This is a genomic window from Shewanella sp. NIFS-20-20 (genome assembly GCF_019209865.1).
Lineage (GTDB): Bacteria > Pseudomonadota > Gammaproteobacteria > Enterobacterales > Shewanellaceae > Shewanella.
Genome location: NZ_JAHUTT010000038.1, coordinates 1 through 22,111 on the forward strand (window position 1 = coordinate 1; position 22,111 = coordinate 22,111).

Consider the following 22,111-nt stretch of genomic DNA (forward strand, 5'->3'; position numbering starts at 1 on the left):
GTCTGGAGACCATAGCACTGTGGCCCCACCTGATCCCATTCCGAACTCAGAAGTGAAACGCAGTCGCGCCGATGGTAGTGTGGGGCTTCCCCATGCGAGAGTAGGTCATTTCCAGGCGCCTATTAAGAGATAAGCCCGTTACTGATGTAACGGGCTTTTTTCGTTTGCATCACTGCCAAGCCAACGCGCTTTAACTGACCGTAGCGGAACAAGGCCACATGAGCCGATGAGCGAAAGAGCAATGCAGTAGGTGATTGCAATAGTAGATTGCCGAGTGCGCGAACAATCATCAGTGAGTTTGCATTGTTCTGGTGACGATAGCGCAGGGCCTTAGCTGAACGGGTGTTGAGCACCGCAATGAAATTGATGATCGTAATAGGCCAGTCGATAGGGGAATTGGCTGAGGTGATTACTCTATCAAACACAGTTTGAGGCTAATGATATATGCGTAGCGCTATCGAAGCCGCGATTGTTTGTCATTTAAAGGGTCAACCCTGTTATTGATGCAACCGGCGTTGGTGGTGAACTTATGGTTTAAGTCATTATGCCGTAGTTGCGGTGATCGCAATTACACTGCGTTAGCTAATAAGTGATGTTGGGGATCAGTGAGCGCAGCTATTGGTGTAGATCTTTAGGTAGTGTAGATCTTTAGGCGCGAGGCATTGGCCGACAGTGATTGACCATAGGATGGCGATGATTGTGCTTAAGATTAGCATTGAGCAGACTGTTAGTTACTCAATGCTTGCGAGGCTTACGTTAATTGTTAGCGACTTAAGAGTTTGTCCACAATCGCTGTGTTAGCTGCAGGGAAGTCATAGTGGCGTAATTCTTCTAGGCTCACCCAACAGACTTGTTGGCCTTCAAGGCCTGTGGCTTGACCGCTAAACTCGGTGATGAGATGAATGTCCAGTAACACTTGCTTATCGGGGTAATCAAAGCGTTGCAACATAAACGGGCTGCTAGCATGGACTTGTAAATTCACTTCTTCGGCGAGTTCACGGATTAAAGCATCGTTAACGTGTTCACCGGCTTCGACTTTGCCACCAGGAAACTCCCATTTGCCGCCTTGATGTAAATGGGCAGGGCGCTTGGCTAATAAGAGTTGACCATCCGCATTTATGATGACACCAACTGCAACATGAACCCGCCGACTCATTTGTCATCCTGCTTAAAAAAATCGACCTGCTCGTAACCCATTTCATCTAAGCTATCGACATCGAATTCTTGTTTTACCGGAATGGCATAGCTTTCGCTCGCCCACTCGCCTAAGTCGATTAGCTTGCATCTTTCTGAGCAAAATGGGCGAAATTTATTATCCGTGGTCCACTGCACTTCGGTTTGGCAAGTTGGACATTTTACAGTGAGTGTCATGGTGAACCCAGCAAGTTTACTATGTGGTTAGTTTATCAGTTTGCCAGCGAACTGTAACCGCATTGATGGCTACGTTAATGCGCAGCAGTCAACGCTGATACTTTCAAGGATCTCAGTTCATAGAAAGCATGACGGGGCTATCAGCGGCAATAGGCAATCTCAAATGGGATATCGCTCTCGGTATGCTTTTGGCTATCAAAGTCGACAAAGTGGATGGCAAATCGATTGCGGTAACCGCTAATCGTTGGGTAGCAAGCCAATTCGGTGGAAAGTCTAACCCGCACTAAATTCAGTTGTAGCTGGCTTTGCTCCTGATAGAAACCTTGCTTGGCTATTTGCGGCGTGAATTCTGAGGTCGCACGGCTTAATGCCAGCATAATGCTGATTGGTTTTAGCAAGGGCATGAAGTGCTGACACCAAGCGCGGTATTGTTCTTGTCTTTCAGCCCAAGGTTTTGCCAGCCAAAAATGCAGCTGGGGTAAATCAAAATTACAGCAGGCTCCGGGCATGCTAAAGCGCTGACGCAATGCGGCAAGAAAGCGATCTTGTTTTAGTTGGGTGCCTAAGCGCTCTGTCGCTTGTAAGCCTTCGCGGGCATGGGTTAAGTCGATAACATAGGAATCAACTAAGTCGTGATCGACATGAGAGAGCTGGCGCCACTGGTTCATGGTGATTAAGTGCTTGTCGATATCTTTAATGACATCGCTGCGATAGTCGCAGCGTTCAGTAAGCTCGCATAAAGAAAATAGCGGAAAAAAACCTTGATGAAGGTGATCATTATCTTGGTGCAATTGCAGCTGCTCTGCCAAATATTCGAGGCGCAAGTAACTACGGATCTTCTCATTGAGGGGTTGTTCAAAGATAATGGTCATAATGTTCTCAAGCGTTACCAGATAATTGTAAGTATTGTTGGTGAAGCGCTTCAACACTGGCTGCTAACCCTTGCAGATCCTGTTGATTATTGATGACATCATCGGCTTTAGCGAGCTTATCTTGCCGTGGCATCTGACTATTAATGATATTTTGTACCTGCTGCGCATCAACGTTATCGCGGGCTACGGTACGAGCAATCTGCTGCTCTGGCGAAATATCAATCATTAATGTTCGATTAACTAAGCTATCCAACCCGTTCTCAAATAGCAAGGGCACCACCCAAATAACGTAGGCTGAACTGGAATTATCACTTTGACTGAGCATTTGTGCGCGGATCATGGGATGAAGTAGATTATTTAACCACTGTCGCTGCTGAGGTTGGTCAAAAATAATCTGCCTGAGTGTGGCTCGGTCGAGTTCGCCGTCGGTATGTATAACCTCTTGGCCAAAATGTTGGCTGATAGCTGCAAGACCTGGGCTGTTGGGAGCCACGACCTCGCGGGCTATGATATCAGCATCCACTAAACAGATGCCCCGTTTAGCAAACATGTTGGCCACTGTGGTTTTGCCGCTGCCTATGCCTCCGGTGAGGCCCACAATAAATCGGCTCATGCATGACTCCTAAAGGCTAGCTAAGTACCATTGGGTGATTTGATGACCAAAGAGTAGTGCTATCCAGCCGGCAAGCGCAATATAGGGACCAAATGGCATGGGGTTGCCTTGTTGCATACGTTTGGTGGCCATTAATGTAATACCGACAACGGCACCAACTAGTGACGATAATAAAATGATCAAAGGCAGCATTTGCCAACCAAGCCAAGCGCCAAACACAGCCATTAGCTTAAAGTCACCGTAGCCCATGCCTTCTTTGCCTGTGATTAACTTAAAGCCCCAGAACACTGTCCAGAGGCTTAAATATCCGGCGACTGCGCCAATCACAGCAGACACAATATCGGTAAAGGTACCATTGATATTTAACAGTAAGCCCAACCACAATAAGGGTAAGGTCAATTGATCGGGCAGTAACATTTCATCGAAATCAATCCAGGTCATGGCGATCAGGCCAAAGGTCAGTATGCTTGCCCAGATAAAGGCCATGGTGGGGCCAAAATGCCACGCTAAACTCGTCACTAACAGACCCGTGATGGCTTCAACAATTGGGTAGCGCGCCGAGATAGGGTGTTGGCAGTGGTGGCATTTGCCCTTAAGCAATAACCAGCTAATTACAGGGAGATTTTGCCACGGTTTAATAGCGCTATGACACTGAGGGCATGCGGATGCGGGCACCACCACATTGTAGTTATCGGGGTAGTCATCGTGGGATTTCGCTAAATGTTTAAGAACTGGGGTTAAATGCTTGGCATCGATTTGTTGTTGGTAGTGGCTCTCGAGGTAGTCATGACATTCTTGTTGCCATTCGCGTTTCATCATTACCGGTAAGCGATGAATGATCACATTAAGGAAACTGCCAATGGTCGCGGCAAAAATAAAACTGAGGGTGTAAAACAACCACGGCAGTTGTTGCATTAGCGCAATAAATTCGGTCATAACATTCGTCTTATGCTGCAAGCGCCACTGAGGTGGCAGGGATTAATAAGTTTCAAGCCCCTAATTGGATTAAGGGCTTGGGGATAACGCCATTGTACCTTGTTTGGATAAAAACGTCAGTATTTGCTGATGGGTGTATAGATAAAATCCATAAAATTCAAAGGTTAACCTACAACGTTGCCCATTTCGAAAATCGGTAAATACATGCCGACAATTAGGCCGCCGACCAAGGTGCCAATTACCACCATCATAATCGGTTCGATTAAGCTCGATAAGCCATCGACCGCATCATCGACCTGCATTTCATAAATATTGGCAACTTTATTGAGCATGTTATCGAGGGAGCCCGACTCTTCACCAATCATCACCATTTGGATCAACATGTCGGGAAACACGTTGACGGTGCGCATGGCAACGTTCATTTGCATCCCAGCCATTACTTCTTGACGAATTTTTAATAAGGCTTTGCGATAGACGGCATTGCCTGAAGCGCCAGCAGCACTTTCGAGGCCATCGATCAGTGGTACCCCAGCAGCAAAGGTGGTCGCTAAGGTGCGGGCAAAGCGAGCCATGGCCGCCTTATGGAGGATGTCACCGATGGCAGGGATTTTTAGCAAGGCTTCATCGACCCTATCGCGAAATATTTGCGAATTATGGTGGGCGCGTTTAAATAGCCAACCGCCGATAATGATGCCGGCGGCAAAGAAATACCAAGTGGATTGCAAGGCTTTAGATATGGCAATAATTAATTGGGTAAAGGCCGGTAATTCGGCGCCAAAGCCATTAAATATTTCTTCAAATTGCGGTACGACCATTAACAGTAATAATGCGGTAACACCGATGGCGACCACCACGACGGCGGCGGGGTAAAACATGGCCTTTTTAATTTTTGACTTTAATGCTTCGGCTTTTTCTTTATAAAGGGCTATACGATCAAACACTTGCTCGAGCGCCCCTGAGTGCTCACCGGCAGCGACTAAATCGACATAGAGTTCATCAAAATACTGGCGATAAGGCTTTAGCGATTCGGACAAGGGAATACCGGATTGGACATCGTTGACAATATTCGCCAGCAGCTCCCGCATTTTGGCTTTTTCATGGCCGCGGCCTAAGAGTTCAAGGGTGGTGACAATCGGCACACCGGCGGCGAGCATGGTAGCAATTTGGCGTGTCACCATGGCGATATCCATGGCATTAATTTTCTTTTCGCTTTTAAATAATGACGGCGACTGCTTGCGAACCGACTTGGGGTTAATCCCTTGCAGTTTTAACATGCTGCGCACTTCGGTAACACTGGTGCCTTTGAGTTCGCCACCGCTGCGTTTGCCTTGGCGATTAACCCCTTTCCACACAAAGGTAAACACCTTGGGTTGGGGTTTTGTTTGCTCAGACTTGCGAGACTTTTTGCTTTTGGCAAGAGCGCTAGCCATGGTATTCCTTAACGTGTTAATGCTCAGACGTCGCCGCGACGCCAATATTGCAAAGCTTGATCACACTCAACAACTGCGTTATCACAGGTTAGCGGTTAAAAACTGGTGACTCGATTAATCTCGGCCAAACTGGTCATGCCTTGGATGACTTTTAATAAGCCTGATTGGCGCAGGTCGTTCATGCCTTGGCGTTTGGCTTCATCGTTAATTTGGAGCGAGTTGCCGCCTTCCATAATGATGCGCGAGATCTCATCTGTCATTCTTAGGGTTTCGTAAATCCCGACCCGGCCCTTATAACCGCCGGCGCAGTGCTCACACCCCACAGGTTTGTAGACGGTAAAGCCTTGGCTAATTTGCTCTTCACTAAAACCTAAGCGCATTAACTCATGATGAGGCACATCTTCCGGTTCGCGGCAGTGCTGACACAGGCGGCGAGCGAGACGCTGGGCGATGATGAGATTGACCGAACCGGCGATGTTGTAGCCGGGCACGCCCATATTGAGCAAGCGGGTTAAGGTTTCGGCGGCCGAGTTAGTGTGTAAGGTGCTAAGCACCAAGTGACCGGTTTGCGCTGCTTTAATGGCGATTTCGGCGGTTTCAAGGTCGCGGATTTCACCGACCATGACCACATCGGGATCTTGGCGCAAAAAGGAGCGTAGCGCCGAGGCAAAAGTTAGGCCGGCTTTTAAATTAATATGGACTTGATTGATGCCTTCGAGGTTAATTTCGACCGGATCTTCGGCGGTGGAGATATTGCGCTCGGCGGTGTTAAGAATATTAAGCCCAGTGTACAAGGACACGGTTTTACCCGAGCCTGTAGGGCCGGTGACCAAGATCATGCCTTGGGGCTTGGCGAGCATTTCCATGTATAAGGCTTGCTGCTCGGGTTCATAACCGAGTTTATCAATGCCTAATTGCGCCGAGGAGGAATCCAAGATACGCATGACGATTTTCTCGCCCCACAGGGTTGGCAGGGTCGAAACCCGAAAATCGATACTCTTATTGCGTGAGAGCTTCATCTTAATGCGGCCATCTTGGGGCACGCGGCGCTCGGCGATATCCAGTTTAGCCATGACCTTTAAGCGTGCTGAGAGGCGATTACTGAGGCTAATGGGCGGCTCGGATACTTGATGCAAGATACCATCGATACGAAACCGTACCCGATAGCGTTTTTCATAGGGTTCAAAATGTAAATCTGAGGCACCCTTGCGAATGGCATCGGTTAATATTTTATTGATGTACATGACAATCGGCGCTTCATCGGCGTCACTGTCATCTTTGTCTTGGCGAGCATTGGGATCTTGCACTTCCATATCGGCCAAGGCCGATTCATCCATGCCGCTTAAATCGAGGCTGGATAAATCATCTTCAAGCACCTTTTCTAACGCCTTGGCCAGTTTATCCTCTTCGACCAAAATCGCTTCGGCATGGAGGCCGGCACTGAACTGGAAGTCTTCTAAAGCGCTAATATTGGTGGGGTCGGAGGTGGCGATATACAGGCGTTTACCGCGTTTAAATAGCGGTAGGCAGCGGTGCTTTTCAATCAGTTTTTTATTGAGAAATTCTTCGGGGATTAAGCTTAAATCGAACTCCGCTAAATCTAACAGCGGGGTGCCATATTCTTGATAACACAGCTCAGAAATGGCCTTGGCGGAGAGGACATTTTCCGCCACCAGGGTCGCAACAAGACTCTGGTGGCGGCTTTTCGACTGACCAATCGCCGTATTTAGCTGCTCTTCGTTAAGCAGCCCTTTTTTTAGAAAGAGGGTCGATAACCCTAAATGTAGGCTAGTGGTCGGCATTAATTATTAACTGCACTTGCCTGGCTTGAATTTCGCATCTAAATCAGATGTACAAGCCCATACCCCATCAGATGTTCGGGTTAATTCAATTTTTTTACCGTTAAATTTATCGGCATTACCACCTTTTGCGGTACATGTAATTTTGTATGGAGCGGTGGTTGCTAATACAACAGCGCAATAATTTGTTGCTGCTACGATTCCTATATAGCCTTCATCTGCAGTACCGGTTGACGGTGTATCACCTTGGTTAATTGCTTGTTCAAATCCTATTTTTCCACCTGATATTTCAGCTAACGCTGAAGCGGCTTGTGACTTAACTGTATAGTCTTGATATGCCGGCAGGGCGATGGCGGCCAAAATACCGATAATGGCCACAACGATCATCAGTTCGATCAGGGTAAAGCCCTGGGTTTTTTTCAATGCTTTCATGGTGTCTCTCCGTCAATAAAAGTGCAGGGTGTTGCCCTGATGTCCATGTCATCTGAGCTGCAAGCTCAATCCCTGAAAATGGTCATCAAGACCACGCTGCGTATCATTTCTTGTTAGGTTTACTTAATTATAGGGACTAATGCTGATTGAGTTGGCCACCGATGGCCTGCAAAAATGAGGCGGGAGCCCGCTAGCAACATCAGCTTGTCATCCACTGCGCTTGGCATCAATCACGGGCCCAAACGCACTCGTGATCTAGCGTGTCGACAGTGGTGGCGGCCTTGTTGTTTATGGGGCAGTTCCATCCGCAATTTTGAGTGACTCAATATGGGACTCTGTCGCAATAGCGTCATCGTTCCGGCAAATGTTATCAACTATTGTTATTGTTGATAACGCATTGGCCTACCTGTCTACTACGTTAGTATAAAGTTGCGCGAAATGGAATGGTCTGCTTGCTCGAAACTCAGTTAAATTAATGTATATTCTTAAAAATTTACATTTTAGATGAAAATGCTTGGTTAAATGTTGTGCATTGCCGCTTGGTTCGCGAATTTTTTGACGTTGTCAATATACTGGCGGGCTAGAATGTGGCCATTTAGGGGCGCGCTCATGGGTGAATTTGGCGGGGCATTATATGGAATTTGACTCAGGGCAGCTGTGCGCCTCGCGATAGCGAGAGCTGTGACTCTCGCTATTAATGCGGGGTGTTGCGGTTAGCTTTTTAAGCGTAACGACAAGTCGAGGGCGCGCACATGTTTAGTGAGAGCGCCAACTGAAATAAAATCTACCCCGGTATTGGCGTAGTCGGCGATGGTATCTAAGGTAACATTACCCGAAACTTCCAATTTTGCGCCTTGGCCTTTGGCGCGGAAGCCTTGGTTAATGTGCACGGCATCGAGCATGCGGCTGATATCAAAATTATCGAGCATAATAATATCGGCGCCGCCGGTTAGGGCCTGTTGTAATTCAACGAGACTTTCAACTTCCACTTCAACTGGCTTAGTGGGGTCTAATTGGCGGGCAGCATGAATCGCCGCGGCAATACCGCCACTGGCCATTATGTGGTTTTCTTTAATTAAAAAGGCGTCAAACAAACCGATGCGATGGTTTTTACCGCCGCCACAGGTGACCGCATATTTTTGGGCGGTGCGCAGCCCGGGAATGGTTTTGCGGGTATCAAGCAGGCGGGTGTGGGTTCCGCTGAGCTTATCTACATAACGTTTCGTTAAACTGGCGACGCCGCTTAAGGTTTGGATAAAGTTCATGGCGGTGCGCTCGCCGGTTAAGATGGCGCGCGCCGGCCCGCTGAATTCGCATAATACTTGGTTGGCGACGATTAAATCACCATCGTCTACATGCCAATGTAAGGCCACCTGACTGCCCAGTTGATTAAAGACTTGTTCTGCCCAAGCTTTGCCACAAAACACCCCATCTTCACGTGTAATAAGACTGGCCTCGGCGTATTTGTCGGCGGGGATCAGCTGGGCGGTGATATCGTGATCGAGCGGATTATCACTGCCTTGATTGGCGGCTAAGCCTAAGTCTTCATCGAGTGCGTGTTTAACGCTCAGGCGAATATCATTTTCCAACATGTTCAGTATCCTATTGACGGCTCGGAAATTGGCTCAAGAGTAGCACAGTTGCTTGAGATTGAGCTAGATTGGTGTGCTGACATAACTTAGGCAATCTAGAGGGAGGTGGATGCGTAATAATCTTTCTGTTTTCATATTTCTTATCAATTTAGCTTATAACATCAATTATGGTATGGCTTTGCTGAATGCAGTCTTGATCGAAGTTGAATGAGGCGTAGATTTTAATCGGATGGGAGTTGCATGAAGATGTAAGGTGTAGCATGTGATTGATTATGGGGAATACACTGCACAGAGAAGCGCAATGTTACTTTTCTAGCCTTTGGTTGGCTCTTATTGCTCGAGTGAGGAAGTAAAATCACTGAGGTTGTTGTCGCCTTGATGCTGCGGTGTTATTATTCTGTTTTTTTGGGGTGGGAAGGGATGCGCATATCAGGTAGATATATTTTTTATTTTTGTTTTTTGTACTCTCTAGTTTTGTCATTTTCTTTCCCTTTATTTAATTTACCTTTTTCATATTTAAATGCTACAGACACGCTTGTTTTTGTATCTATTTTAACTTTATATCTTGTTGTATCATCTTTAATATCCAACATCCTTTTGTCAGTTAATATTTTATTCTTGGCTATTTTTGTTGTCGGCGCCTATTTTGTGGTTAGTGAATTTTATATTTTTTATGAAGTTTTTCCTTCATTTTCAGCGTTAAGGCTAGCTGCGGAAGCTATTTCAGTTGTAGGTAATTTCATTCATCCAGCTCAGATAATTATTTTTTCAACATTTGCTTTGGCATTTTCACTTTTAATTATTAAATTGAAAATGGTTAGAGCAGGCTCGATGCAGTCAGTAATTATTTCAATCTTAGTCATGATTTTGTCAATTTTTGTGAATCTTATAGTCAGTCGTAATTACGCAGATTCACACGATTTTGATGTTAATGACTCAAGGAGGTATTTGGCGTATAACCCGATACTATATTTCTTCCGTTCTGCAATGCATGATGATATTGAACATAAATTACTTATTCATGCAGGCTTCTTAAGGGATGGGGTTACAACTGAAATTCCTAAAGAAATCGTAAGTTTGCAATTCCCTAGTTTTATTGTTGACTATGAAGGCTATGAGTTAGAAGTTAATTCAATTAATAAAATTTGGAATGTTCCTGTTGAAATTGTTGAAATCGAAGAGGGCGAAACATTTAAAAATGTAATTTTGGTTGTTTTGGAAAGTATCAGGGCTAATGAAATCGGAATGAGTAGTAATGGATATAGTTTGACTCCGAATATTGACGATTTTATAAAAGAGTCTATGTATTTTAATAATCATTATTCTACGAGTCGAACCACTGTAAGATCGGAACAATCAATATTGTGCAGTATTGTTGATACCAATCCGATGACGCCATTTTCTGTTGAATTTGGTGAAATGCAGGCTAATTGTTTGCCTAGGATTTTACGGGCTCATGGCTTTGATACCTTGTGGTTTCATGGTAACACATCAAAATTCTTCAATAGAAATCAATATCATAAATCATTAGGTTTTAATACTATCTTTAGTAAAGAGTCATTTGTTGAAAATGGTTATGATGAAGACAATGATTTGGGGTGGGGTGTCCCAGATAAAGATTTATTCAAGTATGCACTTAATGTTTTGAATTCCTCTCAGAAACCTTTTTTTCCCAGATACTTACTTTATCAAATCATCAGCCATTTGATTGGGATTTTAATGTTGACGTCTCGTTTTTTCAAAGTGAAAAAAATAGTCGTGTGTATAACAATTACCTTGCTGGTATAAATTATACTGATTTAGCGTTTGGTCAATTCCTAAGGGACTTTAAAAGTAGCGATTTGTATGATTCAACTTTATTGATTGTTACCGGTGATCATGGTGTGCCATTTTATAGCGGCCTTGTTGACCAAGAGTCTGAGGGATTTAAGGTTGATGTGTTATATAAAGTGCCATTGATTATTCATGATGGAAAAAATATCGGAGTTAATGAAAATTTATTTAGTCATTTAGACTTCGCCCCTACTGTGATGAAGTTCTTAAATATAGCGTCAGAGAATAGCTTTCTAGGTAGAAGTGTAAATGACATCTATTTAGATAAGCCAGTAATTTTAATGGGGATGAACGACTTCGGAGTCGTTTATAAAAATTCAAGATGCCATGGTTTTTCTATCATGAGTAGAAACTTTGTAAATAATATTTGTGAGATCGAAGATGATAATATGTTAGATGTCATTGAAGATAGCAAAAGCCTAGTTAAATATTTAAATTTTATAAAAATATTTGGATATAAACATATGGTTGGTGACAATTAAATCACCACCGTCCACATGCCAATGTAAGGCAGGGCAAGATCATGAACATTTCTTGCCCAACATCTGGTTGAAATTGACCTCATACACCAATTGTGATCTTATGCTCCTCTTTTGAGGCGTTCCCATGAATTTAGATACCATTAAAGCGTATTTCAACATCATCCGTGACGAGCGACAAAGCGCAAAAGTAGACGACCCATTGTTCGATATTTTGTTTGGTTCAATTGGTGCTGTAATCGCTGGGGGCCAAGGCTGGACTGACATTCGTGAGTACGTGCTTGGTCATCATGAGTGGTTCTTTAAACAGGGCTTGTGTGAAAAATGAGTGCCTGTTGATGATACCTTTGCTCGCCTGATTGCCAATATTTATCCTGCTGAGTTCCGCAATGGCTTTCTAGATTGGATGAAAACCGTACACAAGTTAACCTGTGGTGAAGTCGTCGCCATTGATGGCAAGACCTTACGGGGCTCCTATAAACGAGCCGATAGACAAAGCAGCATTCACATGGTGAGTGCTTATGCGAGCTAATCAACGCGTATTAGGTCAGTTTAAAACCGAGAGAAATCACCGCGATACCAGCCCCGATCCAGAGGCTCGATTGGCGAGGTGCCATCGTGACGATTGATGCGATGGCCTGTCAGACCAAAATAGCCAAGGCTATCACAAACAAAGGGGGGGATGACTTACTGGCAGTTAAGGGCAATCAAGGCAAGTTAGCCTCAGCGGTACCGGCCGCCTTCACTCCACACCGCCGCGCTCCGATAGAAAGAGGGACATAACAAATTGAGAAGCAAAAAGGCCGAGTTGAAGCGCGTACTTGCCACGTCCTGAGGGCAAGTGAGCTAGAGGGTGACTTCTCGAGTTGGTGTGGGTTGACTCGTATTGTGATAGTCGAGAACTTCCACGCAGTAAAAGGTAAAGCGCCAGAGTTGGCGTACCGCGACTACATCGGTTCAGCCGAACTAAGCCCAGAGCAGGCAGGCGATGCAATCCGAGCACACTGGGGTATTGAATCCATGCATTGGATTTTAGATGTCAGCATGCGGGAGGATGCTTGCCAGATTTACCGAGAAAACGCCGCAGAACACTTGGCGAGGTTAAGGCACATGGCAGTGAACATGCTCAGCGCTGCACCAACCAAGATTAGCGTGCCGATGCAGCAGAAGCGCTGCATGATGAAGCCGGCCTTCTTAGAGTAAGTCCTTGTGGCCGGATTGACGTCAATGGTTAAATCTTAACCATTCATGCGGACGCCCTGCAATGTAAGGCCACCTGACTGCCCAGTTGCTGAAGTTTGAGCTAGATTGGCCCTGAACGAAAATCCGTATTTCATTGGCCGTCCATCTGGGGTTAAGGCTGAAGGCGGTGGCCGCAGCTCGGACGGGTTTGTGGCTGTGAGCCAAACCTTGCATATGATGATGGTGAAGATGGTCGCTTACTCTGGCATTTTGTCGCGTGGCATTACACACTATGGGGATAATGTCACCATTAAGCGCGGGGGCTCCCCTGATGAAACAAGTGTTAGATACCGATGGGCAATCAAGTGTTACATGGCAAGGTGGCTGGTGGTCAGGCGCTAATGCGCGTCCTTCGCCTTTTTATAATGGCCGGCCTGAGGCTGAGGTGAGCCTGCTGGTTATCCATCATATCAGCTTGCCGGCGGGGGCATTTGGTGGTGAGCATGTGGATGGCTTATTTATGGGCAATTTGGATATTCATGCCCATCCAAGCTTTGCGGAGCTCAATGGGCTGGAGGTATCGGCACACTTTTTTATTCGCCGAAATGGCGAGATTATCCAATATGTGAGTTGTGACGACAGGGCTTGGCATGCGGGAGTATCAAGTTTTGCGGGGCGCAGCAATTGTAATGATTTTTCCTTAGGTATTGAGCTTGAGGGCACGGGGGAGCTGGCTTACACCCAAGCGCAATACCTTGAGTTAACTACGTTAACCCGGGCGATTATCAGCGCTTATCCCGATATCACCCCTGAGCGTATTTGTGGACATAGTGATATTGCACCGGGGCGAAAGTTTGATCCCGGTGCCAGTTTTGATTGGCAAGCCTATCGACAAGGCTTGCTGAGTTCGACATAGTGGTAATATTGGCAGAGGATGCTTAACGCCTTGAGTAGGATAGTGCTTGAGGTCATGCACAATAATGAAGGATATATCATGGCTCTGTTTTCATTTTTAGTGGCTATCTTGGTTGAACGTTTTAAGGTACTGCCGCTATCACTGCAATTTGATCAGCTCTTAACGCGATACCATCAAGCCCTATTTGGCGATAACCAGCTCAATCAACAGGGGTGGTTGCTGCTGGCGCTTGTTTTACCTAGCGTCACCGTGGCGGTGGCTCTGTATGTGGTACAAGGGCTTTTTTGGGGGGCATTATCTTTGGTGTTATGGGTGGTCGTGGCGATTTTATGCTTCAGCCATTTAGAGCAGCGCCAAGTGTTTAAACGTTATATACAGGCGGCGTGCCGGGGGGATTTACAGGCCTGTTATCATTATGCTGGCCAGTTAGATTGTAGCGAATGCTTAGATGCGGTCGATAGTCGCGATCTTGGTTTAAAGGTTGGTCAAAGCGTGGCGTGGATTAATTACCGTTATTATGGTGCGATTGCCCTATTTTTTATCCTGTTAGGGCCTATTGGTGCGGTCTTTTATTGCACTGTGCGTTATTACGATGAAGAGCGCCAACGGCGTGATCTGGATATCTCCTTAGTGGAACGTTTGTTGTTTGTATTGGATTGGCTGCCAAGCCGCTTATTTTCTTTTGGCTTTGCTTTGTGTGGGGAGTTTAACCGCGGCTTTAGTGTCTGGCGGCAATTAGCTTTTAATCCCAAGGTGTGTGCTCGCCAATTAGTGGCAGAAACCGCCATGGCGGCCCAAGTATTGTCTTTTGCGGTTAAGGCGCCTGAGTCGCTCCAAGTGAGTGATGCCCACGGGGAAGACGCGCAGCCCACAGTAAACCCTGCGGCGAATTTAGAATTAGAACCGACCTTGGCGATGTTGGCGTTGAGTAAGCGTAACTTTATTTTGTTGGTTACCCTGTTATCACTATTGACCATTTTTGGGGTCGTCAACTAACAGCATGTGGTCATATTTGACTGTTATTAAAAAACCGTGGTGTAAATGCTGCGGTTTTTTTGGGTTTCAGCCCCGCGCCCTGTAAAAATGTGCACTGGATCGATTAGCCCAATCTATTTTTACTGACGCAGTAAATATGGGTGGCGAAATGAGCACCTTAACGCATAATTTGGTGGAATATCGATCGGTGCAGTTGCCTTGATTTATCTCTACAAGCTAGAGTTGATGATGTGCGGTGGCAGATTTGGCTGGCTGACATCGCTGTGGACCTTATCTAGGGTGACTGTTTATTAAGGTAAATTTGCGCTATCGGTTACTTTTTGTTCGATAAGGTGCTGTTTTTAGCGTGATTTTGCGCGCGCATTGATTTGAATCAATTTTGGGTAAACTCGAGGGTTCGCATTGTGGCTTTTTGCGGTATGCTCACAAAAATAATCTTTGATTGATCTAAATCACTATATGGACATGGAATGTGTGATTTGATAAAGTGCGCTCACTCATTTAAATTGGTAAGACCAATTGACAACCGAGCTGAGGGCCAATGATGGCTTATAGTAAAATAAACCAGCCAAAAATTTCTGATGTGATTATGCAGCATCTGGAGCGCATGATCCTTGAAGGCAGTTTGCAACCGGGACAGAAGTTACCGGCGGAGCGCGAACTGGCGATTCAATTTGAAGTTTCTCGTCCTTCGTTACGCGAAGCGATTCAAAAGCTGGAAGCAAAAGGACTGCTGTTGCGCCGTCAAGGTGGCGGCACTTATGTTAAGGAACAGCTCTGGCAAAGCCTTGCCGATCCAATCGTCGAACTGATGCAAAATGATAGAGAGAGTCAGTATGACTTGCTCGAATTCCGTCACGCCACTGAAGGCATGATGGCCTATTTTGCTGCCCTGCGCGGCACCGATGCTGATATGCAACACATTAAAAAGATGATCCTTGAAGTCGAAACGGCCAAGGGTATCGATGCGCAATCTCAAGCCATTGTGCGCTTTTACCGCGCCATTGCTGAGGCATCACATAATGTGGCCATGTTACATCTGGTTTTAAGTTTAACCCCTGTGCTGCATAACAATGTGGCAGAGAACTTGGAGCTTCTGAGCCGTCGAGAAGATGCCTCTACTATAGCTAACGATCACCGTCGCGCCTTGTTGGCTGCGATTGTTCGCCGCGACCCCGATGCCGCGCGCGAAGCTTCGAATGAGCATTTAAGCTATATCGAAGAAGTGATGTTAGCGGTCAGGGAAGAAGACAGCCGGTTGCAGCGTAGCCTGCGCCGTTTAAAGCGAGGCGAATAATCGTCGCTGAATACAGCAGTTGAACGATGGCCGATATAGGCGATTGATGTAGCTAAGGCCAGTCAATCACATCCGAATTTTTATTTGATTATGTATAGGGAAGGACAGCGAAATGTCTGAACATATGCTACAAGACTTAGATCCACTGGAAACTAACGAGTGGTTGTCTGCTCTCGAGTCAGTTGTGCGCGAAGAAGGTATTGAACGCGCTCAATACTTGTTGGAACGAGTGCTCGATAAGGCGCGTTTAGATGGCGTTGATATGGCAACGGGTGTGACTACCAACTATATCAATACTATCCCTGCCAGTCAGGAACCAGCATATCCTGGCGATACGACGCTTGAGCGTCGCATCCGTTCAATCATTCGCTGGAATGCCATCATGATCGTGCTGCGTGCGTCTAAGAAAGATTTAGACCTCGGTGGCCATATGGCGTCTTTCCAATCGTCTGCTGCTTTTTATGAAGTGTGCTTTAATCATTTCTTCCGCGCTCCTAACGAGGTTGATGGTGGTGACTTGGTTTATTACCAAGGCCATATCGCGCCCGGCATCTATTCACGCGCTTTCCTTGAAGGACGCTTAACCTCTGAGCAATTAGATAATTTCCGTCAAGAAGTGGATGGCAAGGGGATTCCTTCTTACCCACATCCTAAGCTGATGCCAGAGTTTTGGCAGTTCCCGACAGTGTCTATGGGTCTTGGCCCAATGTCGGCTATTTATCAAGCACGCTTCCTTAAGTATTTAGATGGTCGTGGCTTAAAGAATACTTCGTCTCAGCGCGTTTATGCCTTCTTGGGTGACGGTGAGATGGATGAGCCTGAATCTCGCGGTGCGATCTCATTTGCGGCTCGTGAAAAACTCGATAACCTGTGTTTCTTAATCAACTGTAACCTGCAGCGCCTTGATGGTCCTGTGATGGGTAACGGCAGCATCATCCAAGAATTGGAAGGGCTGTTCCGCGGTGCCGGTTGGAACGTGGTTAAGGTGATTTGGGGTAACAACTGGGATGCGCTCTTAGCCAAAGATACCTCAGGTAAGTTACTGCAATTAATGAATGAAACCGTCGATGGTGATTACCAGACCTTTAAGTCGAAAGATGGTGCTTATGTGCGTGAGCATTTCTTTGGTAAATACCCTGAAACGGCGGCATTAGTGTCAGATATGACCGATGCAGAAATTTTTGCGCTCAAGCGTGGTGGTCATGAATCGTCTAAGGTCTATGCGGCCTTTAAAAATGCCCAAGAAACCAAAGGCAAGCCAACCGTGATTTTGGCCAAAACCGTTAAAGGTTATGGCATGGGTGAAGCGGCCGAAGGTAAGAACATTGCCCATGGCGTCAAAAAGATGGACATGACGCATGTGTTGCAGCTGCGCGATCGTTTAGGTCTGCAAGATCTGCTCAGCGATGACAAGGTGTCAGAACTGCCTTACTTGCAGTTAGAAGAAGGCTCGGCTGAACACACTTATTTGCACGGTCGTCGTCAGGCGCTGCACGGCTATACACCCCAGCGTTTACCGCAATTTACTGAAGCGTTAATTGTGCCAGAAGTGGCAGAATTCAAACCGCTGCTTGAAGAGCAAAAGCGTGAAATTTCAACCACTATGGCGTTTGTGCGCGCATTGAATGTGCTGCTGAAAAACAAAAATATTGGTAAGAATATTGTGCCGATTATCGCTGATGAAGCCCGTACATTTGGCATGGAAGGCTTGTTCCGTCAAATCGGTATTTATAACCCACATGGGCAGGAATACACCCCAGAAGATCGCAGCATAGTGTCTTACTATAAAGAAGCGACTTCAGGTCAGGTACTGCAAGAAGGGATTAACGAGCTGGGTGCTATGTCATCTTGGGTCGCTGCGGCAACCTCATACAGCACCAACGATTTACCGATGATCCCTTTCTATATCTATTACTCCATGTTTGGTTTCCAACGTGTGGGCGATATGGCCTGGATGGCCGGTGATCAGCAGGCGCGTGGCTTCTTATTAGGGGCAACGGCTGGCCGTACGACTCTAAACGGTGAAGGTTTACAGCATGAAGATGGCCACAGTCATATTCAAGCGAACACGATTCCTAACTGTATTTCTTACGATCCGACGTTCGCTTACGAGCTGGCGGTGATCATGCAAGACGGTATCCGCCGCATGTATGGCGATCAAGAAAACGTGTTCTACTATTTGACCTTGATGAATGAAAACTATGCGATGCCAGCCATGCCTGAAGGGGCAGAAGAAGGCATTCGTAAGGGGATTTATAAGTTAGAGTCGTATGCTGGTAAGCATAAGGTTCAGCTGTTGAGCTCCGGCACGATTATGAATGAAGTGCGTAAAGCGGCGGCGATCTTGAGCGAAGAGTACGATGTGGCTTCTGATGTGTTCTCTGTAACCTCATTTAACGAGCTGACTCGTGATGGTCAAGATGTTGAGCGTTTCAATATGCTCCATCCTGAAGCGCCTGAGAAACAAGCGTATATCAGTCAAGTGATCGGCACTGAACCTGCCATCGCGGCGACCGATTACATGAAGAACTATGCGGAGCAAGTGCGCGCCTATATGCCTTCTGTGTCTTATAAGGTACTGGGTACCGACGGTTTTGGTCGCTCAGATAGCCGTGAAAACTTACGCCGTCACTTTGAAGTGAATGCAAGTTATGTGGTCATTGCTGCGCTGTCTGAACTGGCAAAACGTGGTGATATCAATAAGTCGGTAGTGACTGAAGCGATTGCTAAGTACAACATCGACGCTGACAAGATCAATCCGCTGTACGCGTAAGAGGCAAGATAAAATGACAATCGAAATTCATGTCCCAGATATTGGCGCCGACGAAGTTGAAGTGACCGAAGTGTTGGTCAGCGTTGGTGACAAAGTGGAAGCAGAGCAGTCGCTTATCTCTGTCGAAGGCGATAAAGCTGCCATGGAAGTTCCGGCTTCTGTCGGCGGTATCGTAAAAGAAATCAACGTCGCTGTGGGTGATAAAGTGGCGACGGGTTCGCTCATTATGGTGTTTGCTGAAGAAGGTGCTGCAGCCCCGGCCTCGGCAACGCCGGCGGCCGCGACTGCAGCTCCAGCCGCCACCGAATTGGCATCGGTATTCGTACCAGATATTGGCGGTGATGCTGTTGAAGTGACTGAAATTTTAGTCAGCATTGGCGATACCATTGAAGCTGAGCAGGCCATTATCAGTGTTGAGGGTGATAAGGCCTCAATGGAAGTGCCGGCGCCATTTGGCGGCGTGCTGAAAGAGCTGAAAGTGGCAATTGGTGACAAGGTTGAAACCGGTAGCTTAGTGATGGTGTTTGCCGTTGGCTCAAGTGTTGCCGCTCCTGTTGACCAGCCAGCCGCAGCCCCTGTTGCTAGCGCTGCGCCCACCATTTTAGACGTGATAGTGCCAGATATTGGCGGTGATGAAGTTGAAGTGACTGAAATCATGGTTAACGTTGGCGACACAGTGACAGCCGATCAGTCATTGATCAGCGTGGAAGGCGATAAGGCTTCTATGGAAGTGCCCGCGCCTTTTGCCGGTACTGTGACTGACATTAAGATAGCGCTCGGTGATAAAGTGTCGACCGGTTCATTGATGATGAGCTTTAGTGTGGCCGGCGCTGCGCCAGTCGCGGCAGTGTCTACTCCAGCACCAGCACCAGCACCAGCCCCCGCACCCGCACCAACAGCAACTGCACCAGTGGCTGCGCCGACTTCGACACCTGCTGTAGCAGGCTCGACGGGTGAGTTTGTTAACAATGCCGCCTACGCTCACGCGTCACCGGTGATCCGTCGCATGGCTCGTGAGTTAGGGGTTAACCTCGCTAACGTCAAAGGTTCTGGTCGCAAGAATCGCATTATCCGTGAAGACGTTCAGGCTTATATTAAAGCGGTGATCAAGCAAGTTGAGTCTGGTCTGGTCAGTGGTAAAGCCGCTGGTGGCGAATTGGATCTATTGCCTTGGCCAAAAGTGGATTTCAGCAAGTTTGGTGACACTGAAGTTAAGCCATTATCACGCATTCAGAAGATTTCTGGCGCTAACCTGCACCGTAACTGGGTTAAAATCCCACACGTGACTCAGTGGGATAACGCCGATATCACTGAACTGGAAGATTTCCGTAAGGCCCAAAATGCTGCCGAAGCGAAGAAAAATTCTGGCATGAAAATCACGCCGCTGGTGTTTATCATGAAGGCGGTGGCAAAAGCCTTAGAAGCACATCCAAGCTTTAACTCTTCACTGTCTGATGATGGTGCGAGTTTGATATTGAAGAAATACATCAACATTGGTATCGCCGTCGATACGCCTAATGGTTTAGTGGTGCCAGTGTTTAAAGATGTGAATAAGAAAGGCATTCATCAGTTATCTGAAGAATTGATGCTGGTGTCTAAGAAAGCGCGTGAAGGTAAGCTAACGGCTGCCGATATGCAAGGTGGCTGTTTCACCATTTCTAGTTTAGGTGGCATTGGCGGTACGGCATTTACGCCGATTGTGAATGCCCCTGAAGTCGGTATTTTGGGCGTGTCTAAGTCTGAAATGAAGCCGGTTTGGAACGGTAAAGATTTCGTGCCACGCTTAATGCTGCCACTGTCATTGTCCTACGATCACCGCGTGATCGATGGCGCCGAGGGTGCACGCTTTATCAGCTTCTTGAATAACTGCTTGTCAGATATTCGTACGCTGATTTTATAAAAGCCTAGGCTGCTGAACCCCAGCAGCCTTTTTATATGTTGCATTTACGTCAATGATTGTTATCTAAGCTAAACACGGGTTAAAATTGTCCTAACAACAAGGACCTCGGTGTTCGAAAGCCGACTCTTAATCTGGATGCGATATTATCGCTAGCACTGATAAGAAATATAGAGGAAGACATGAGTAACGAAATCAAAACTCAGGTAGTGGTATTAGGCTCTGGCCCTGCAGGCTATTCGGCAGCGTTCCGCGCAGCGGATCTTGGTTTAGAGACAGTGATCGTTGAGCGCTACAACACCTTAGGGGGTGTGTGCTTAAACGTCGGCTGCATCCCTTCTAAAGCCTTATTGCACGTCGCTAAAGTGATTGAAGAAGCAAAAGTAATGGCTGCTCATGGTGTGACCTTTGGTGAGCCACAAATCGATATCGACAAACTGCGTGCCTATAAAGCAGGCGTTGTTGGCCAATTAACTGGCGGTCTGGGCGGCATGTCTAAGATGCGTAAAGTGAAAGTGGTCAATGGTGTTGGTCAATTTGTGGGCCCAAATACCATTGAAGTGACGGGTGCTGACGGTGTGACTCGGGTTAATTTCGACAATGCCATCATTGCTGCCGGTTCTCGTCCGATTGAATTACCTTTTATTCCTCATGAAGATCCACGCATTTGGGATTCAACCGACGCCTTAGAACTTAAAGAAGTGCCTAAGAAAATGTTGGTTATGGGTGGCGGTATTATTGGTCTAGAAATGGGCACAGTATACGCAAGCCTTGGCAGTGAAATCGACGTGGTCGAAATGTTTGACCAAGTGATCCCTGCCGCTGACAAAGATATTATTCGTATCTTTACTAAGAAGATTAAGCAGAAGTTTAATCTGATGTTAGAAACCAAAGTGACCGCTGTTGACGCCCGTGAAGACGGTATTTATGTCAGCATGGAAGGTAAAAAAGGCGCTCTGGAGCCTGTACGTTATGACGCGGTGTTAGTGGCGATTGGCCGTACGCCTAACGGTAAGCTGATTGCGGCCGACAAGGCTGGCGTTAATGTTGATGAGCGTGGCTTTATCAATGTCGATAAGCAAATGCGTACCAATGTGCCGCACATTTTCGCCATTGGCGATATCGTGGGTCAACCTATGTTGGCGCATAAAGGGGTGCATGAAGGCCATGTGGCTGCCGAAGTTATTTCTGGGCTTAAGCATTTCTTCGACCCTAAAGTGATCCCATCGATTGCTTATACTGACCCTGAAGTAGCATGGGTTGGTGTGACGGAAAAAGAAGCTAAAGAGCAGGGGCTGTCTTATGAAGTTTCGACTTTCCCTTGGGCCGCCAGTGGCCGAGCTATTGCTTCAGATGCCAGCGATGGTATGACTAAGCTGATCTTCGATAAAGAGTCTCATCGAGTGATCGGTGGCGCCATCGTGGGTGTTAATGGTGGTGAATTGTTGGGCGAAATCGGCTTAGCGATTGAAATGGGTTGTGATGCCGAAGATCTTGCTTTGACCATCCATGCGCACCCAACGCTTCATGAGTCTGTGGGCTTGTGTGCTGAAGTGTATGAAGGTTCGATCACTGACTTGCCCAATCCTAAGGCAAAGAAGAAAAAATAAGCCATTTGGCTAACGACTAAAGCGCCCTTGTGGCGCTTTTTTGTTATTTATCATTAGGTCATATAGGATTAAAGCATCAAACT

General features: G+C 46.6%; 17 protein-coding genes, 1 rRNA gene and 2 pseudogenes. 9 read left to right on the forward strand and 11 right to left on the reverse strand.

All coding sequences use genetic code 11. The features are described 5' to 3' along the window. Position 1 precedes the first annotated feature (1 nt). A 5S ribosomal RNA gene (gene rrf, locus KU855_RS12445) occupies positions 2–117 on the forward strand. A 5-nt stretch (positions 118–122) separates the two neighbouring features. Here rrf and KU855_RS12450 read toward each other — a convergent pair. From KU855_RS12450 to KU855_RS12500, 11 genes are all read right to left on the reverse strand, one after another. Beyond that, positions 123–425 carry a hypothetical protein gene (locus tag KU855_RS12450; RefSeq protein WP_218530599.1) on the reverse strand — a complete coding sequence of 101 codons (303 nt, stop codon included), beginning with the start codon at positions 423–425 and terminating at the stop codon, positions 123–125. A gap of 338 nt (positions 426–763) precedes the next feature. Next, complete coding sequence (gene mutT, locus KU855_RS12455; protein ID WP_218530600.1) at positions 764–1,156, reverse strand: 8-oxo-dGTP diphosphatase MutT; 393 nt, start codon at positions 1,154–1,156, stop codon at positions 764–766. Beyond that, complete coding sequence (gene yacG / locus KU855_RS12460; protein ID WP_218530601.1) at positions 1,153–1,371, reverse strand: DNA gyrase inhibitor YacG; 219 nt, start codon at positions 1,369–1,371, stop codon at positions 1,153–1,155. Before yacG ends, mutT begins: the two co-directional genes overlap by 4 nt. Positions 1,372–1,511: 140 nt before the next feature. Then, positions 1,512–2,246 carry a cell division protein ZapD gene (zapD, locus tag KU855_RS12465; RefSeq protein WP_218530623.1) on the reverse strand — a complete coding sequence of 245 codons (735 nt, stop codon included), beginning with the start codon at positions 2,244–2,246 and terminating at the stop codon, positions 1,512–1,514. A 4-nt stretch (positions 2,247–2,250) separates the two neighbouring features. Further along, positions 2,251–2,856, reverse strand: coding sequence for a dephospho-CoA kinase (gene coaE, locus KU855_RS12470; RefSeq protein WP_218530602.1), 606 nt, complete (start codon positions 2,854–2,856; stop codon positions 2,251–2,253). Positions 2,857–2,865: 9 nt separating this feature from the next. Then, the gene (locus KU855_RS12475) at positions 2,866–3,792 is read right to left on the reverse strand and encodes an A24 family peptidase (protein WP_218530603.1); all 927 of its coding nucleotides are present in this window, start codon (positions 3,790–3,792) and stop codon (positions 2,866–2,868) included. Positions 3,793–3,956: 164 nt separating this feature from the next. Then, the gene (locus tag KU855_RS12480; protein ID WP_218530604.1) at positions 3,957–5,222 is read right to left on the reverse strand and encodes a type II secretion system F family protein; all 1,266 of its coding nucleotides are present in this window, start codon (positions 5,220–5,222) and stop codon (positions 3,957–3,959) included. A 95-nt stretch (positions 5,223–5,317) separates the two neighbouring features. After that, positions 5,318–7,024 (reverse strand): type IV-A pilus assembly ATPase PilB, encoded by a 1,707-nt coding sequence (gene pilB / locus KU855_RS12485; protein ID WP_218530605.1) that lies wholly within the window; start codon positions 7,022–7,024, stop codon positions 5,318–5,320. A gap of 6 nt (positions 7,025–7,030) precedes the next feature. Further along, positions 7,031–7,453: a pilin gene (locus KU855_RS12490; RefSeq protein WP_305729020.1), complete on the reverse strand. Its 423-nt coding sequence runs from the start codon at positions 7,451–7,453 to the stop codon at positions 7,031–7,033. A 713-nt stretch (positions 7,454–8,166) separates the two neighbouring features. Further along, entirely contained in the window at positions 8,167–9,045 is an 879-nt protein-coding gene (nadC, locus tag KU855_RS12495) for a carboxylating nicotinate-nucleotide diphosphorylase (protein WP_218530606.1), read from the reverse strand. A 446-nt stretch (positions 9,046–9,491) separates the two neighbouring features. Then, on the reverse strand, positions 9,492–9,638 hold the full coding sequence (locus KU855_RS12500; RefSeq protein WP_218530607.1) for a hypothetical protein: 147 nt from the start codon (positions 9,636–9,638) through the stop codon (positions 9,492–9,494). 652 nt (positions 9,639–10,290) lie between these two features. Here KU855_RS12500 and KU855_RS18885 point away from each other — a divergent pair. From KU855_RS18885 to lpdA, 8 genes and pseudogenes are all read left to right on the forward strand, one after another. Continuing rightward, positions 10,291–11,360, forward strand: a pseudogene (locus KU855_RS18885) (LTA synthase family protein). A 124-nt stretch (positions 11,361–11,484) separates the two neighbouring features. Beyond that, a pseudogene (locus KU855_RS12515) lies at positions 11,485–12,560 on the forward strand (ISAs1 family transposase). 310 nt (positions 12,561–12,870) lie between these two features. Continuing rightward, positions 12,871–13,455 carry a 1,6-anhydro-N-acetylmuramyl-L-alanine amidase AmpD gene (gene ampD / locus KU855_RS12520; protein WP_218530609.1) on the forward strand — a complete coding sequence of 195 codons (585 nt, stop codon included), beginning with the start codon at positions 12,871–12,873 and terminating at the stop codon, positions 13,453–13,455. A 78-nt stretch (positions 13,456–13,533) separates the two neighbouring features. Next, positions 13,534–14,451, forward strand: a complete 918-nt coding sequence (ampE, locus tag KU855_RS12525; protein ID WP_218530610.1) for a beta-lactamase regulator AmpE — start codon at positions 13,534–13,536, stop codon at positions 14,449–14,451. Between the two features lie 544 nt (positions 14,452–14,995). Continuing rightward, on the forward strand, positions 14,996–15,748 hold the full coding sequence (pdhR, locus tag KU855_RS12530; RefSeq protein ID WP_218530626.1) for a pyruvate dehydrogenase complex transcriptional repressor PdhR: 753 nt from the start codon (positions 14,996–14,998) through the stop codon (positions 15,746–15,748). Positions 15,749–15,860: 112 nt separating this feature from the next. Further along, the gene (aceE, locus tag KU855_RS12535) at positions 15,861–18,521 is read left to right on the forward strand and encodes a pyruvate dehydrogenase (acetyl-transferring), homodimeric type (protein ID WP_218530611.1); all 2,661 of its coding nucleotides are present in this window, start codon (positions 15,861–15,863) and stop codon (positions 18,519–18,521) included. A 13-nt stretch (positions 18,522–18,534) separates the two neighbouring features. Further along, positions 18,535–20,421: a pyruvate dehydrogenase complex dihydrolipoyllysine-residue acetyltransferase gene (gene aceF, locus KU855_RS12540; protein WP_218530612.1), complete on the forward strand. Its 1,887-nt coding sequence runs from the start codon at positions 18,535–18,537 to the stop codon at positions 20,419–20,421. A gap of 179 nt (positions 20,422–20,600) precedes the next feature. Then, positions 20,601–22,028, forward strand: a complete 1,428-nt coding sequence (gene lpdA, locus KU855_RS12545; RefSeq protein ID WP_218530613.1) for a dihydrolipoyl dehydrogenase — start codon at positions 20,601–20,603, stop codon at positions 22,026–22,028. Positions 22,029–22,111: the final 83 nt, after the last annotated feature.